The organism is Caulobacter sp. (assembly GCF_039596335.1).
Lineage (GTDB): Bacteria > Pseudomonadota > Alphaproteobacteria > Caulobacterales > Caulobacteraceae > Caulobacter.
This window is the reverse complement of sequence record NZ_JBCNJZ010000007.1, coordinates 228642-242291: the sequence shown is the minus strand read 5'-3', so window position 1 is coordinate 242291 and position 13650 is coordinate 228642. Positions and strand designations below refer to the sequence as shown.

Here is a 13650-nt window from a genome sequence, read left to right as displayed (position 1 = left end):
GGGATACTCTAGCGGGCGGCGGTCTCGGAGAGGAAGGTGGCGACGTCGTCGGCCGAGCGTTGCGGAATCTCGACCTGCGGCAGGTGGCCGACCTTGGGATAGACGATCAGCTTCGCCCCCGGGATGGCGTCGGCGAACTTGTGAGCGCCGTCGACCTCCAGCAGCGGATCGATCTCGCCCCACAGGATCAGGGTCGGAACCTTGATCTTGGCCAGAACCTCCTTGGTCGCCTGGCTGTGTTTGCCCGGCTGGATCGACATCAGGATGGCGCGGTGGCCCGGCGCGCGCTGGAGTTCCGCCCAGCGGTCGATGAAGGCGTCGGTGATCACGTCCGGATCGCCGACCTGGCCGAGCAGGCCCGAGCGGATAAGCGGCTTGTTGTCGATCGAGCGCAGGAAGGCCCGGCCCCACGGATACTGCAGCAGCTTGAAGGCCAGGGGCGGCTTCTTCAGCGTGCTGGCCGGCCAGCCGGCGGCGTCGACGAGGATCAGTGCCGAAAGCCGCTCGGGATGGCGGGTGGCGACCTGCCAGGACACCCCGCCGCCCATCGAATTGCCGGCGATGGCGAACGGCGGCAGGGCCAGCTTGACGGCCAGGGCGTCGATCAGATCGGCATAGCCGTCGGCCGTGGCCTGATAGCCGTCTGGGGCGCGGGTCAGGCCGTGGCCGGGTAGGTCGACAGTGATGATCCGGTAGCGATCGCTAAGCCGCGCGACCCAGCCCTCCCACGAGAAGTGGCTGTCGCCAAAGCCGTGGACCAGCACCAGCACCGGGCCGTCGGCCTTGCCCTGGTCCTTGTAGTGCAGCCGCACGTCGCCCGGCAGATCGGCATAGTGCGAGGCGCTGTTGGCGTACTGGGCTTCCAGCTTGTCGTAGGGGATATCCGGCCCGCGCAGCGCCAGCCAGCCGACGAAGGCGATCAGCACCACCAGGGCCACGAGGCCGCCCAGGCTCAGCAACAGGATCTTCAGCATGGGCGGTTCTCTCCGAGAGCCTGATTAGAAGGCGTAGCTGGCGCGAACGCCATAGGTCGCTGGACGTCCGGCTGCGCCGATCTTGGCCGAGGCCAGGAAGTAGTTGCGGGTCACGTCGTACTTCTCGTTGAAGATGTTGCGGCCCCACAGGCCCAGGCTCCACGGACCGTCCTTGGGCTGGATCGTCAGATTGGCGTTGGCCAGCCAGAACGAGTCGACCGTGAACTCGGTCCCCAGGAACGAGGTGGCCGTGTCGCGATAGGCGTAGTCGGTGGCCGCCTGGACGTCGAAGTCGCCGACCGCCCAGGTGTAGCTGACCGAGCCGCCATAGCTGAGGCGCGGGAAGTTCAGGCGCTGGCCGGCGCGGTCGATGGTCTGGGCCGACCACAGGCCGGTCGTTGGGTTGCGGACGGCGGTGTTGGCGTCGACGTCGTCGAACTCTTTGTACGTGCCCTTCTTGAAGCCGGCGTTCTGGGTGATCTGCAGGCCCGGGACCGGGCTCCATTGCAGCTCAAGCTCCGCCCCGAAGATCTCGGACTTCGGCGCATTGGTGATGCGGCCGATGGCGCCGTTGGTCGGGTTGATGACCACGGCCAGCACCTGCTGATTGCGGTAGTCGTAGTAGAAGGCCGAGCCGTTCAGGCGCAGGTTCGGGGCCAGGTCGCCCTTGAAGCCGGCCTCATAGGCCCAGACGACCTCGGGCTGGAAGGCGTTGATCTGGTCGGACTGCGGCGAGTTGTACACGGTGAAGCCGCCCGACTTCACGCCGCGGCTGACATTGGCATAGAGCAGCACGTTGTCGTCGGCCTGGAACTCGAAGCCGGCCTTGCCCGACCACTCGTTCAGCGAGGTGTGGCGATCGCCGTTGTTGAACAGCGGCGCGCCGCCGATCTTGGTGGCGAAGTTTTCGAGGTCGCGTTCCTCGTGCTCGTAGCGCGCGCCCAGGATGGCCTTCAGGCGCGGGGTGACGGCGTATTCCAGTTGGCCGAAACCGCTCAGCGACTCGACCGTCTGGCGGTAGCCGGTGTCGGTGATGAAGCCCAGGCTCTGGGTGAAGTCGGTCAGGAAGGTCTCGTCCAGGGTCTGGCGGCTGTAATAGGCGCCGGCTACCCAGCTGAGCGGACCCGGACCCTGCGAAGCCAGGCGCAGTTCCTGCGAATAGATGTCGACGTCGCTGCCCCAGAAGGTGTCGGACTCCGAGGTCGGCTTGGCGTCCCAGTCGTTCAGCTCGCGGCGCTTGAGGGTCTCGTAGCTGCTGATGCTGGTCAGCTTGGCGAAGCCCAGGTCGATATTGGCGGTGATCGCGCCGCCACCCGACTCGTTGTTGCGCGAGGGGGCTTCAGTCGCCGTGACGCCGGCCAGGGCGGCGAAGGCGGCCGAGCGGCCCCAGCCGGTGGCGTTGTAGCGGGTGTCGGCGGTCTGGCCGGGCACGTTCAGCAGATAGAGGCCCTGGCCGTCGGACTTGTCGCGGCCGTAGTGCGCGTTCAGCAGCACATCGACCTTGTCGGAGGGCGTCCATTGCAGCTGGCCGCGCACGGCGGTGCGGTCGGCGTCGCCCAGCTTCTCGCTAGTCGTGCGATTGCGCTGCCAGGCGCCGCCCTGTTCGGTCACGGCCGACAGGCGGCCCTTCAAGGTCGCCGACAGCGGACCGGAGATGAAGCCTTCGACCTTGGCCGAACCGAAGCGGCCATATTCGCCGACGATGCCTGCCGACAGCTGATCGGTCGGGCGGTTGGTGATGAAGTTGATCGCCCCGCCGGTCGTGTTGCGGCCGTAGAGCGTGCCCTGCGGCCCGCGCAGCACCTCGACGCGGGCGATGTCGAACAGCACGCCCTGCGTGGCGGCCGGCACGGGGTAGGCGACCTCGTCGACATAGACACCGACGGTTGGGGTGTTGTTCGTGGCGTAGTCGTCGAAGCCGACGCCGCGCAGGCGGAACTGCGGCTGGCCGCCGCCGAAGGCCGGGATCACTTCCAGGCTAGGGGTCTGGAACTGCAGCTGATTGACGTTGGTGACACCGCGCGCCTCCAGCGTCTCACCCGACAGCACCGATAGGGCCACGCCGACGTCCTGGGCCGACTGCTCACGGCGCTGGGCGGTGACGATGACCTGCTCCAGCTCGGTATTGTTGGTCGCCTGGGCGTAGGCGCCGCTGGCGAACGCGACGCCAAGGGCGCCGACGGCGGTCCCGATGAGAAGACGCTTGATCACTGGACTTATCCCCATTGTCGCCGTGCGGTCTCAGCCGCGTGTTCCAATTCGCGAAGAAACTCCTATCGAATTGGTAGGATTTGAAGCCAAGTTTTCCTTCGTCTCATCCAAGGTTCTCTATCGGCCCTTGGCGCCGTCAACCTTCCCCGTCGGAAACCCAATGCCAGCCAGGGCATTGGTGTCTGCGGCGGAAAGCCCCTCTGGCTTCCGCCCGCCCGAAGCCTTAGGTTCCGCCCGGGCGCTGGCGTAAAGTGAACTAGGGAAGGACGGCTATATGAGCCGATCGATGTTGCTCGGAGCGATCGCAGCTTTGGGCATGACCGCCGGAACCGCCATGGCGCAACCCGCCGGCAATACCGGCGACCTCTACGGCGTCTGGCGCAATCCCAAGGGCAGCGTCCATATCGAGATCAAGGGCTGCGGTCAGGAGACCTGCGGCTTTGTCGTCTGGGCCAACGCAGACGCGCAGGCTGACGTGAAGAAGGGCAGCAACCAGGGCCTGATCGGCATGCAGCTGCTTCGCGACTTCACCGCGACCAAGGACAACAACGAGTGGAAGGGCAAGGTCTTCGTGCCCGACCTGAACATGACCTTCTCGGGTCAGGTGCGCCTGCTGGACCGCGCCTCGCTGCGCGCCAAGGGCTGCCTGCTGCCCAATTTCCTGTGCAAGTCGCAGACCTGGACTCGGGTCGAGGCTTCGGCCGTTCGCCGGGCGTCTTAGTGAGCGCGGCCTGAGCCGCCGGGCGCCTTGCCGCCGCCGTCCTGCTTGTTGACGGTGGCCCAGGCCCGGCGCTCGGCTTCTTTCTCCGAGACGCCACGCTCCTCGTAGCCTTCGGCGATATGCTCGGCCTTGCGCTCCTGCTTGTCAGTGTACTTGCTCTTGTCGCCCTGGGGCATGGCGGATCTCCTCTGCTAGGGGAGGCTAACCGGCCGTCGCCGCGCGGGTTCCTGGGCCTAACCTTCGAGGGACAGCAGGGCGAACAGCGCGCCCTCTGTGTCCGACAGCCGCCAGCCGCGATAGGCGAACACAGCCCCGCGCCGGAAGTCGGCCGCCGCCTGTTCGCGCAAGCGGGGCAGGGCGGCCTTGCCACGTCCGCCGGGGAAGAGGCGGGTCTCCAGTGTCTGACCGGCGACGCCGGGATGGGCGACGCGCCAGGCCTGGCCAATGCGTTGGACGGCGGCGGGATCCAGGCCCGGGAACAGCACCTCCGCGCGGGCCAGGGCAGGCGTGGCGGCCAGCGCCACCAAGGCGGCCAGCAGGTCGCGGCGGCTGGTCATCGGGCGGCTCCCATCTCGGTTTTCAGGTGATCGGCCAGGCGCATGACCAGGGCCAGGATGGTCAGGGTCGGATTGGCTATGCCGGAGGTCGGGAACACCGAGCTGCCGGCGACATAGAGGTTGCCGGCCTCGTGCAGGCGAAGGTCGGCGTCGACAACGCCCTTGGTCGGATCGGCATGCATCCGCGTCGTGCCCATGTGGTGGCGCGAGGCGCTGGAGACGGCCAGCAGCTGTTTGCGCGGGATCGACCAGCACATCCGACCTTCGCCCGAAGCCCCCAGGGCGTCGGCCAGCCCCTCGACCGAGCGCACCAGGTCGTCATGGTCCTTGGCGGCGTAGGCCCAGGTCAGCCGTACGCGGGGCACGCCCAGCGGGTCCTTGTGCTCGGGATCCAGGGTCACGCGGCTGTCAGGATTGGGAAAGTGCTCGGCCATCGCGAAATAGCCCAGCAGCTGACCTTCGCCGTCCCGGGCGGTCGTCTTGCCGATTGTGCGGGTGTCGGCGCCGACCTTGGTCTCTGGTCCTGAGAACGTCGCCTTGAACAGGGTGGCGGTGAAGTTGCCGGTCTTCAGCCGTTGCTGGGCCGCCTGGCCTGCGCCGATCACGCAATGGGCGGCCGCGCGCTTGGGTGGGGCGTAGAGGTCCATCGGCGCGTTGCGGGCGATGGCCACGACCGAGCCCTCCGTTTCGGCGTCACCGTCGTTGGAATAGGTCACGTGGCCCTGGAAGAAGCGGCCGACCAGGTCGTGACGGTTCCCCAGATCGTCGGAGGCCAGCAGCAGCCGGACGTTCTCGATACCGCCGACCGCCAGCACGTAACGCTGAGCGACCGCCGTATGGCGCGGGCCCGACAGGCAGGCGACGTCCAGGCCGGTGATCCTGTCGCCCTCGCGACGGATGCGCGTGACGTTGGCGTTCAGATAGACGGTGATGTTCGGCGCCTGGGCGAAGTCCGTGCGGAAGCGGTCGAAGGCGGCCTTGTCCGCGCCGCCCGAGAACTTCGAGAACTCGCGGGGCGCGGGGAAGAAGCCGTCGGCCGGGTCTAGGTCCAGCGGCTGTCGAGTCGGATCAGTCGGTTTGGCCATCTCCAGCGGGAAGCGCGGGATCTCCAGCAGGTCGCAGGCCCGGTCGTAATAGGGCTGCATCTGCTGGCGGGTGATCGGCCAGCCGCTATGGGCGATCCACGGGCGTTCGGCGAAGTCGGCTGGGTCCAGCGGCGCGCACTTGCCGCCCCAGACCAGGCCCGAGCCGCCCAGGGCTCGCACCCGCGACTGGATCGGATAGTCGTCGAACGGCCGGTCGGGCTGACCTGGAGCCTTCTGGACGGCGGAACCGGCGTAGAGGGCCTGGACCTCCATGTCGATCTCCAGGCCGCCGCTCTCCAGGATGGCGACCTTGAGCGGGCCGCCGGCCAGTTCCTTGGCTAGGGTGATGCCGGCCATGCCGCCGCCGATGATCACCAGATCGGCCTCGATCCGGCTGGCATGGGGCAGAGTCCGGGCGTCGATGATCGCCATCGTTGAAAAACTCGCTGATTTTGCTGGGGAAGTTGGGGCGGGTCCTTAGGACCGCGCGCCCCGAGCCTTCAGATAGTTCACGACGGCGCCGTGGCCGTTCTTCTGCGCCTGGCTGAGCGGCGAGCGCATTTCGCCGGGATTGGCCAGCACCGCGCGGTTCACGTCGGCGCCGTGCTCGACCAGATAGGTGACGATGTCGAGCCGGCCGGCCTGGGCGGCGTTGATCAGCGGGGTCTCGTCGCCGGGGACGAAGATCTCGACATTGGCGCCGCGCGCCACCAGGGCCTGGACGATGTCCAGCTTGCCCGACAGCGAGGCCTGGATCAGCGGGGCGCCGTCGCCGCGCACGGCCAGGTTGGGATCGGCGCCAGCCGCCAGCAGGACCTGGACGATCTGGCTCTCGCCCCGACGGGCGGCCTCGATCAGCGGCGAGCCGTCGCCGGGCAGGACGGCGTTTGCGTTTGCGCCCAGGGCCAGCAGTTCGCGGACAGTGTTCAGGTCGCGGGCCCGCACGGCTTCGAACAGGGGCTGGTTCAGGTGGCGGGCGACGGCGCGGTTGGCCGCCTGCGGCGATTGCTGGACGACCTGGGCCGGTTGAGCGGCCCAGGCGGCGACGCCGGCCGACAGGCCCAGCAGGGCGACGGCGGCCGCGCCGGCCAGGTGACGGCCGCGATGGGCATGGTGGCGGGAGAGCATCGTGAAGCGTTCCTTCAGTTGCTGGTTGGCGGAGGCGGGCCAGTGACAGCCCAGCGGGGGCGCGAACGGCGCCAGCTGGGTCTTCAGCATGGCTTCGCCATAGGCGCGGCGGGTCTTGGGATGGCGGGCCAGAACGGCGGCGTCGCAGGCGATCTCCTGGTCGACGCGCAGGGCGGCCGCGCCCAGGTGGATCATCGGGTTTAACCAGAACAGGCACTGCAGGCCGGTGACCACAGCGTTGATCTGGGCGTCGCCGACGGCCAGGTGGTTGTTCTCATGAGCCAGGATCAGATCCTGCTCCTGCGGCGTGAAGCGCTGGGCGAAGTCCGCCGGCAGCACCACGCGTGGGGCCAGGGCGCCGATCACCGCAGGTCCGACGCCGGGACGCTCGGACCACAGCAGGCCGTCCGCGGGGCTGAGCCAGCCCAGCGAGCGGACGAACCGCCGCTGGCGCTCGGCCTGGACGACCAGCGCCGTGAGGGCGACCAGCGCCCAGAGGCCCAGAGCGATCTCGGTCAAGGGGAGTGACAGGTCAGGCGCAGCGGCTTCGGTCGTCGCTGCGGGCGTGGGCTGAGCCGGAGCGGGGACCGTCGGTAGGGCCGGCGCCGGCTCGAAGGGCACGACGACCGTGCGCGCCGGGATCAGCAGGGCCAGGACCGACAGCGGGACCACCAGCCACAGGGCATAGGCGCTGCGAGCCCCGAACGCCGCGCGGACCGGCAGGCGCAGGGTCAAGACCAGCAGCACCGCCGCGGCCAGCACCAGATTGGTCTTCAGGAGGAAGGGGGCGAGCTCACTGGCCATCGTCGAGCTTCTCCAGCAGGCGGCGCAGCGCGGCGACGTCCTCGGGGTTCAGCTTCTCGCGTTTGGAGAAGTGGCTGACCAACGGCGCCAGGCGGCCGTCGAACAGGCGGTCCAGCAGGCCCTGGCTCTCGGTGTCGACATAGTCGTCGCGGCCGATCAGCGGGCGGTAGAGGAAGCGGCGGCCGTCCTTGTCGGCGGCGATCGCGCCCTTCTTCAGCAGGCGGTTGAGCAGGGTCTTCACCGTGCCCTCGGCCCAGCCCTGGTCCGTGGCCAGGATGGCCAGCACGTCCTCGGCCGGCTTGGGACTGTCGGCCCACAGGACCTTCATGACTTCGCTCTCGGCGGCGCTGATGCGGTGCGTTTCCATGCGTCGACGATTACGCACGTAAACGTTCCCGTCAAGCGATCGATTACGCGCGTAAACGAAATGTAATGCGGCGTTGGTCGGATCTGTTGGATGGGCGCGCGAAGCGGGCTAACCGTGACGCTCGCCAAGGAGAGACGCATGACGCAGCAGATGGGCCTGCCGGGTTTCGACCCGCCGACGCCGACCGACCGGCTGATGTTCCTGCTGTATCCGGATGCGGCGACCGCCGAGCGCATCGCCGCCGAGGCTCGCCGGCTGAAGGACGCGTTGGGCCTGCGCGGTCCGCCGATCCTGACCGACCGCTTCCATATCACCCTGCATCACCTGGGTGACTATGTCGGCCTGCCCAATGACATCGTCACCAAGGGTAAGGAAGCCGGGGAAGCGCTAGCCCACGCGCCGTTCGAGGTGACCCTGGATAGGGCCGTCAGCTTCGCCAACCGTCCGGGCAACAACCCCTTCACCCTGCAGGGCGGGGAGGGCGTCGAGACGCTGCTCGGCTTTCAGAAGGCCTTGGGCCTGACGATGGCCGGCGTCGCGCTCAAGCCCGACAAGTCGTTCGTGCCTCACGTGACGCTGCTGTACGACGGCCAGGTGGTTCCGGCCCAAGCCATCGATCCGATCGGCTGGACGGTCGACCGCTTCGTCCTGGTGCAGAGCAAGTTGGGCCAGACCCGGCATATCGTGCTGGGATCCTGGGACCTGAAGGGCTAAGGAGCGGCCATGACCCTGACGATGTACGGCATCAAGAACTGCGACACGGTCGCCAAGGCCCGCAAGTGGCTGGAGGCCAAGGGCCAGGCCTATGACTTCCACGATTACAAGGCCGTCGGCATCGATCGCGCTCACCTGGAGACCTGGGTGGCCGAGCACGGTTGGGAGGTGATCCTGAACCGCGCCGGCACGACCTTCCGCAAGCTGGATGAGGCCGACCGCCAGAACCTGGACGCCGACAAGGCCATCGGCCTGATGCTGGCCCAGCCGTCGATGATCAAGCGGCCGGTGCTGGACCTGGGCGACCGCCGCCTGGTCGGCTTCAAGCCCGACCTCTATGAGGCCGCCTTCGGCTGAAGGCTTATCCACCCCTTACGTCGCCCGTGGCGCGAAGTTTAAGACGACAACTTCTGGGGGATCAGTCTATCACTGGACGGAACATCTGCATTCGCGGGCAAGGAGGGGGCTGAGCGCGTGGGGGAGGACGTCGTCTCGCGGTACGAACTGGTGATCTTCGACTTCGACGGCACGCTGGCTGACAGCGCCGCCTGGATGATGCGCGCCGTCAATCCGATGGCCCGCCGGTACGGCTTCAAGACCGTCACCGACGACGAGATCGAGATGCTGCGCGGCCGCAGCACGCGCGAGGTCATCCGCTATCTGGGCGTCTCGCCCTGGAAGCTGCCGCTGATCGCGCGGGCCGGCAAGAAGCTGATGGCCGCCGACGCCCACACCATCCCGCTGTTCCCCGAAACCGCCCGCATGCTGCGCACCCTGCACGAAGCCGGGGTCAAGATCGCGGTGGTCAGCTCCAACAGCGAGGCGGTGATCCGCCGGGTGCTGGGTCCGGAGCTGGGCGACCTGATCAGCCTCTATTCGTGCGGCGCGTCGTTGTTCGGTAAGGCCCGCAAGTTCAAGCAGGTGACGGCCAAAGGCGTCAGCCGCGACAAGGTCATCTGCATCGGCGACGAGACCCGCGATATCGAGGCCGCCCGCGCGGTGGGCCTGGACTGCGGCGCGGTCGGCTGGGGCTACGCCAAGCCGGCGATCCTGGCCCAGCACGGCCCGACGGTGTCGTTCAGTTCGATGTCCGAAATTATTTCGTATGTCGGCGCATCCAAGGCGATGGTCGGCGGCGACTAACCTTCGAAAGCGCGAATGATCGCGCCTTGATCGAAGGATCCCCGGCAAATGGCCGACCTCTTCCGCGACTTCTGGTGGCTGCTGTTCCCCATGGGCTTCATGGCCCAGGCCGGCTTTCGCGCCTGGCTGGACTATCGCGCCCGCCAGGAAGTGGTGCGCACCCTGCGCGTACTGGCCGATGCCGGTCGTGAGCCGCCGGCCGCGCTGGTCGCTCAGCTTCAACGCTAGGAACGTCCGATGTTCGAAGACCTTTTTCGCCAGTTCTGGTGGCTGCTCTTTCCGCTGAGCTGGTTCGCCTACGGCGCCTGGCAGAGCTGGCTGTCGTATCGGGCCAACCAGGAGACCCTGGACCTGATCAAGACCTATGCCCAGTCGGGCCGCGAGCCGCCGCCTGAGCTCATGGCCCGGCTGAGCAAGCGCTGGCACGGCGAGGCCGAGGACGAGGACGAGCGCCCCCGCTATCGCCGCCGCCGCGAGCGCACCTGGTATCAGGTGGTGCTGTTCGGGATCCTGGGCGCGGGCTTCGCCTTCGCCGCCGCCACCGACATCTACGGCGCCGGCGAGGCGTTTGTGATCGTCGCTTTCGTGATGCTGGCCCTGTGCGCGGCGACCCTGGTGCAGGTGCTGCTGGACCGGAACGGACCGACGGTCTGATGGAAGCCGCGCTCGTCAGACAGGCGCGCGCGGGTTCCCAGGCGGCTTTCGCCCGATTGGTGGCGATCCACGAGAAGCCCTTGCGGGGTTTCCTCCGCAAGAGCGGCTGGATCGACGCCGACGACATCGCCCAGGAGGCCTTCGTGGCGGCCTGGGCGGGACTTCCGAAGCTGCGCGAGGACGAGGGCTTTCGGGCCTGGCTCTATGGCGTGGCGTGGAAGAAGGCTCTGTCGCAGCGGCGCGGCGCCCAGCGGGCGGCCGCCCGCGACGAGGCCTGGCGGGGCGAGCAGGACCTGGAGGCCGCCGCGGAGGTGGGCCCCGAGGACCGCATGGCCCTTGAGGCCGCCCTGGCGACTCTGCCCGAGGACCAGCGCGCCTGCGTGACGCTGTGCCTGGGCCAGGGCTGGTCGCACGGGGAGGTGGCGCAGGCGCTCGGGCTTCCCCTGGGCAGCGTCAAATCGCATGTTTCCCGCGGCCGGGACCGGTTGCTGGCGGTTATGGGAGGTTCGCGATGAACCTGGATGATCAACTGTCGGCCTTTCTGGGCGAGGAGCCCCAGCAGAGCCGCGCCGACGTCTTCACCGCCGAGGTGATGAAGCGGGCCGAGCGCCAGCTGTTCTTCGAGCGCCTGAGCGCCGCCGCCGCCGGGGCGGTGGTGATCGGCCTGGTGCTGTGGGCCTGCGCGCCGGCGCTGGACCTGGCTGTCTCGACTCTTGCGCCCAGCCTGGCGCCGGTCGCCGCGATCCTGGTTCTGGCCGGGGCGGCGGTGCTGGCTGGCGGGCCTTCGGTTTGGAAAAGACTGGGGCTGTCGATCCGCTGATTCCCGCCTTACGAAAGTTTCATGGCGGCAGGCGCCTCCAAACGGGGCCGTGAACGCCTCTTACCAGTGAAGGCGGCGCAGGGGGCGTCGTCCACAGCATCAAGAGGTCGACATGGAAGACGTCATCGTTCCCATCGCGTTTTTCGCCTGTATCGCCGCCGTGTGCGTCGCGCCCGTTTGGCTCAAGAGCCGTGATCGGCGCGAGATGCAGGCCACCCTTCGGTCTGCCATCGAAAAGGGTCAGCCCGTGCCGCAGGAAGTCATCGACGCCCTGACCCGCGAAGTGAAGCGCCCGCCGACGGCGCTGCGCGACATCCGCGCCGGCGTCATCTGGCTGGCGATCGGCATCGGCCTGGCCGGCCTGGGCGCGATGATCGGCATCCGCGAGGAGGAAGCCCTGCATCCGCTGCTGGGCATCGCCATCATTCCTTCGGTCATCGGCGCGGCCCTGATCGGACTGGGTTTCTTCAATCCGAACAAGGAACCGCGGGTCTAGCCGCGAAAGCCTTGGGAGGGGCTTGAATTCGATGGGCATGGATCGCCCGCCTACCGGCCACGATGTCGAACTCGCCGCCCGCGCGGCGAGCGGGGATCGCCGGGCCTATGGGGAGCTGGTGCGCAGGCACGGCTCGGCCGTCCGCGGGCTGCTGCGCCGCCTGGGCGCCGACTCGGCCACCGCTGACGACCTGGCCCAGGACGCCTTCATGGCCGGCTTCGAACAGGCCGCGGAGTATCGCGGGGAGGGGACGTTCGGGGCATGGATCAAGAAGATCGCCGCGCGGCTGTACCTCAAGAAGGTCAAGCGCGAGGCGCGCCTGATCTTCTCGGACACGGTCGAGCCGACTGAAGAACTGATGGTGCGCGACGCGTCGGGGGACGCGGCCAGCCGCATCGACCTGGACGAAGCGCTGAAGACGCTGTCGCGCGGCGAGCGCCTATGCGTTTCGCTCTGCTACGGCGCCGACTGGTCGCACGCCGAGGCGGCTGAAGCGTTAAATATCCCGATCGGCACGGTGAAATCCCATGTCAGACGTGGTTTGGATAAACTTCGGGCGAAACTGGCCCGACCCGAGGAAGGCGCGAGGAGGGAAGCTCATGGCTGAACCCGATTTCGAAGCCCAGCTGAGCCGGCTGTACGCCGAAGCGCCGTCGTTCCCGGACGCGGCGCTGTTCAACGCCGAGGTGGCTGCAAAGCTCGACCGCGGCTGGGCGATGCGGCGCGTGTTCATTGGTCTGGCCGGCACCGCCGCCGGGCTGTTCGCGGCGTTCCAGATCCTGACGACCCGCTTCTCCAGCGAGGTGGCCGAGCTGTCGCGCAACAGCGGCCGCAATTTTTCGAGCGAGATCGACGCGGGGCTGGGCAAGATCAGCGCCCTGGTCAACGGTGCCCCGGCCAGCGGCGAAGCGATGTGGATGGCGGCCGGCCTGGCGATCATCGCCTTGGCCTTCGCGGTCACGCGGGCGGTCGAAGAGTTGTAAACAGCGTTCAGGTTGCGGCGTGGAACGATCCAGCCCACAACGTCGCCCCTGAAATGCGTCGTTTGGGAGCCTCGTCCTGTCCGCTCACCGTGAAGAGACCGTCCGCCGCCTGGCCGCGCCTGACATCGCCAGCCGCAAGGGCGGCGAGCCCATCGTCTGCCTGACCGCCTACACCGCGCCGGTCGCCGCGGCCCTGGATTCGGCCTGCGACCTGCTGCTGGTGGGAGATTCGGTCGGCATGGTGGTGCACGGCCTGCCCAACACCGTCGGCGTGACCCTGGAGATGATGATCCTGCATGGCCAGGCGGTCATGCGCGGCTCCAAGAAGGCCATGGTCGTCATCGACATGCCGTTCGGCTCTTACGAGGGCTCGCTGGAAGAGGCCTACGCCAACGCCGTGCGGATCATGAAGGAGACCGGCGCCCAGGCGGTAAAGGTCGAGAGCGGTCCGACCGTGCCCGAGACCATCCGCTACCTGACCCAGCGCGGCGTGCCGGTCATGGGCCATGTCGGCCTGCGCCCGCAGGCGGTGCTGGTCGACGGGGGCTTCAAGGCCAAGGGGCGAGACACCGCCGAACGCGAGCGGATCCTGGAGGAAGCCCGCGCGACCGCGCAGGCCGGCGCCTTCGCCGTGGTCGTCGAGGGCGTGGCCGAAAGCCTGGCGCGCGAGATCACCGACGCCATCGACCCGCCGACGATCGGCATCGGCGCCTCGGCCGGCTGTAACGGCCAGATCCTGGTCACCGACGACATGTTGGGCCTGTTCGACTGGACCCCGAAGTTCGTGCGCCGCTATGCCGATCTGAAGGGCGAAATCACCCGCGCGGCCGCCGAGTACGCCCGTGACGTGAAGGACCGGAGCTTCCCCGGCGAAGCCGAGACCTACTACGCCAAGAAGGGCTAAAACGGCTCGTTGCGGCTAGGCGCGGCACGCTATAGGTTCGCCGCCTCGACGGGCGGCCCTCCGCTCGCCACAATCAATGTTAAACCAGC

At 68.1% G+C, this 13650-nt stretch carries 19 protein-coding genes; 12 read left to right on the top strand and 7 right to left on the bottom strand.

Annotated elements, in window-relative coordinates; translation table 11 throughout:
• Positions 1-8 precede the first annotated feature (8 nt).
• Positions 9-974 (bottom strand): alpha/beta hydrolase, encoded by a 966-nt coding sequence (locus tag ABDW31_RS16530; RefSeq protein ID WP_184719164.1) that lies wholly within the window; start codon positions 972-974, stop codon positions 9-11.
• A 24-nt stretch (positions 975-998) separates the two neighbouring features.
• A complete protein-coding gene (locus ABDW31_RS16525) occupies positions 999-3185 on the bottom strand; it encodes a TonB-dependent receptor (RefSeq protein WP_184719166.1) in 2187 nt (728 codons plus the stop codon).
• Positions 3186-3459: 274 nt separating this feature from the next.
• On the opposite strand from ABDW31_RS16525, the gene ABDW31_RS16520 reads away from it, so the two are divergent.
• The gene (locus ABDW31_RS16520) at positions 3460-3906 is read left to right on the top strand and encodes a DUF2147 domain-containing protein (RefSeq protein WP_184719168.1); all 447 of its coding nucleotides are present in this window, start codon (positions 3460-3462) and stop codon (positions 3904-3906) included.
• On the opposite strand, the gene ABDW31_RS16515 is transcribed toward ABDW31_RS16520, so the two are convergent.
• The 5 genes from ABDW31_RS16515 to ABDW31_RS16495 are packed head-to-tail and all read right to left on the bottom strand — an operon-like array spanning position 3903 to position 7847.
• Positions 3903-4082: a hypothetical protein gene (locus ABDW31_RS16515; protein WP_184719170.1), complete on the bottom strand. Its 180-nt coding sequence runs from the start codon at positions 4080-4082 to the stop codon at positions 3903-3905. The genes ABDW31_RS16520 and ABDW31_RS16515 overlap by 4 nt on opposite strands.
• A gap of 57 nt (positions 4083-4139) precedes the next feature.
• Complete coding sequence (locus ABDW31_RS16510) at positions 4140-4463, bottom strand: hypothetical protein (protein ID WP_184719172.1); 324 nt, start codon at positions 4461-4463, stop codon at positions 4140-4142.
• Positions 4460-5980: a GMC family oxidoreductase gene (locus ABDW31_RS16505; RefSeq protein ID WP_184719174.1), complete on the bottom strand. Its 1521-nt coding sequence runs from the start codon at positions 5978-5980 to the stop codon at positions 4460-4462. Before ABDW31_RS16505 ends, ABDW31_RS16510 begins: the two co-directional genes overlap by 4 nt.
• A 45-nt stretch (positions 5981-6025) precedes the next feature.
• On the bottom strand, positions 6026-7480 hold the full coding sequence (locus ABDW31_RS16500) for a M56 family metallopeptidase (protein WP_184719176.1): 1455 nt from the start codon (positions 7478-7480) through the stop codon (positions 6026-6028).
• Positions 7470-7847: a BlaI/MecI/CopY family transcriptional regulator gene (locus tag ABDW31_RS16495; protein WP_184723863.1), complete on the bottom strand. Its 378-nt coding sequence runs from the start codon at positions 7845-7847 to the stop codon at positions 7470-7472. The genes ABDW31_RS16500 and ABDW31_RS16495 overlap by 11 nt, the downstream gene beginning before the upstream one ends.
• Before the next feature lie 138 nt (positions 7848-7985).
• Between ABDW31_RS16495 and ABDW31_RS16490 the strand changes: the two genes are divergently transcribed.
• The 11 genes from ABDW31_RS16490 (at position 7986) to panB (ending at position 13561) form a co-directional block, all read left to right on the top strand.
• A complete protein-coding gene (locus tag ABDW31_RS16490) occupies positions 7986-8561 on the top strand; it encodes a 2'-5' RNA ligase family protein (protein ID WP_184719177.1) in 576 nt (191 codons plus the stop codon).
• A 9-nt stretch (positions 8562-8570) separates the two neighbouring features.
• The gene (locus tag ABDW31_RS16485; RefSeq protein ID WP_184719178.1) at positions 8571-8918 is read left to right on the top strand and encodes an ArsC family reductase; all 348 of its coding nucleotides are present in this window, start codon (positions 8571-8573) and stop codon (positions 8916-8918) included.
• Positions 8919-8990: 72 nt separating this feature from the next.
• Positions 8991-9704 (top strand): HAD family hydrolase, encoded by a 714-nt coding sequence (locus ABDW31_RS16480; protein ID WP_184723867.1) that lies wholly within the window; start codon positions 8991-8993, stop codon positions 9702-9704.
• Positions 9705-9752: 48 nt separating this feature from the next.
• On the top strand, positions 9753-9932 hold the full coding sequence (locus tag ABDW31_RS16475) for a hypothetical protein (RefSeq protein WP_184719179.1): 180 nt from the start codon (positions 9753-9755) through the stop codon (positions 9930-9932).
• Positions 9933-9941: 9 nt separating this feature from the next.
• Complete coding sequence (locus ABDW31_RS16470) at positions 9942-10358, top strand: hypothetical protein (RefSeq protein WP_184719180.1); 417 nt, start codon at positions 9942-9944, stop codon at positions 10356-10358.
• Positions 10358-10873: an RNA polymerase sigma factor gene (locus tag ABDW31_RS16465; RefSeq protein WP_184719181.1), complete on the top strand. Its 516-nt coding sequence runs from the start codon at positions 10358-10360 to the stop codon at positions 10871-10873. The genes ABDW31_RS16470 and ABDW31_RS16465 overlap by 1 nt, the downstream gene beginning before the upstream one ends.
• On the top strand, positions 10870-11178 hold the full coding sequence (locus ABDW31_RS16460) for a hypothetical protein (RefSeq protein WP_184719182.1): 309 nt from the start codon (positions 10870-10872) through the stop codon (positions 11176-11178). The genes ABDW31_RS16465 and ABDW31_RS16460 overlap by 4 nt, the downstream gene beginning before the upstream one ends.
• A gap of 112 nt (positions 11179-11290) precedes the next feature.
• Positions 11291-11674, top strand: coding sequence for a DUF6249 domain-containing protein (locus ABDW31_RS16455; RefSeq protein WP_184719183.1), 384 nt, complete (start codon positions 11291-11293; stop codon positions 11672-11674).
• 22 nt (positions 11675-11696) lie between these two features.
• Positions 11697-12281: an RNA polymerase sigma factor gene (locus ABDW31_RS16450; protein ID WP_184719185.1), complete on the top strand. Its 585-nt coding sequence runs from the start codon at positions 11697-11699 to the stop codon at positions 12279-12281.
• A complete protein-coding gene (locus ABDW31_RS16445; protein WP_184719187.1) occupies positions 12274-12657 on the top strand; it encodes a hypothetical protein in 384 nt (127 codons plus the stop codon). Before ABDW31_RS16450 ends, ABDW31_RS16445 begins: the two co-directional genes overlap by 8 nt.
• A gap of 76 nt (positions 12658-12733) precedes the next feature.
• A complete protein-coding gene (panB, locus tag ABDW31_RS16440) occupies positions 12734-13561 on the top strand; it encodes a 3-methyl-2-oxobutanoate hydroxymethyltransferase (protein WP_184723870.1) in 828 nt (275 codons plus the stop codon).
• Positions 13562-13650 lie beyond the last annotated feature (89 nt).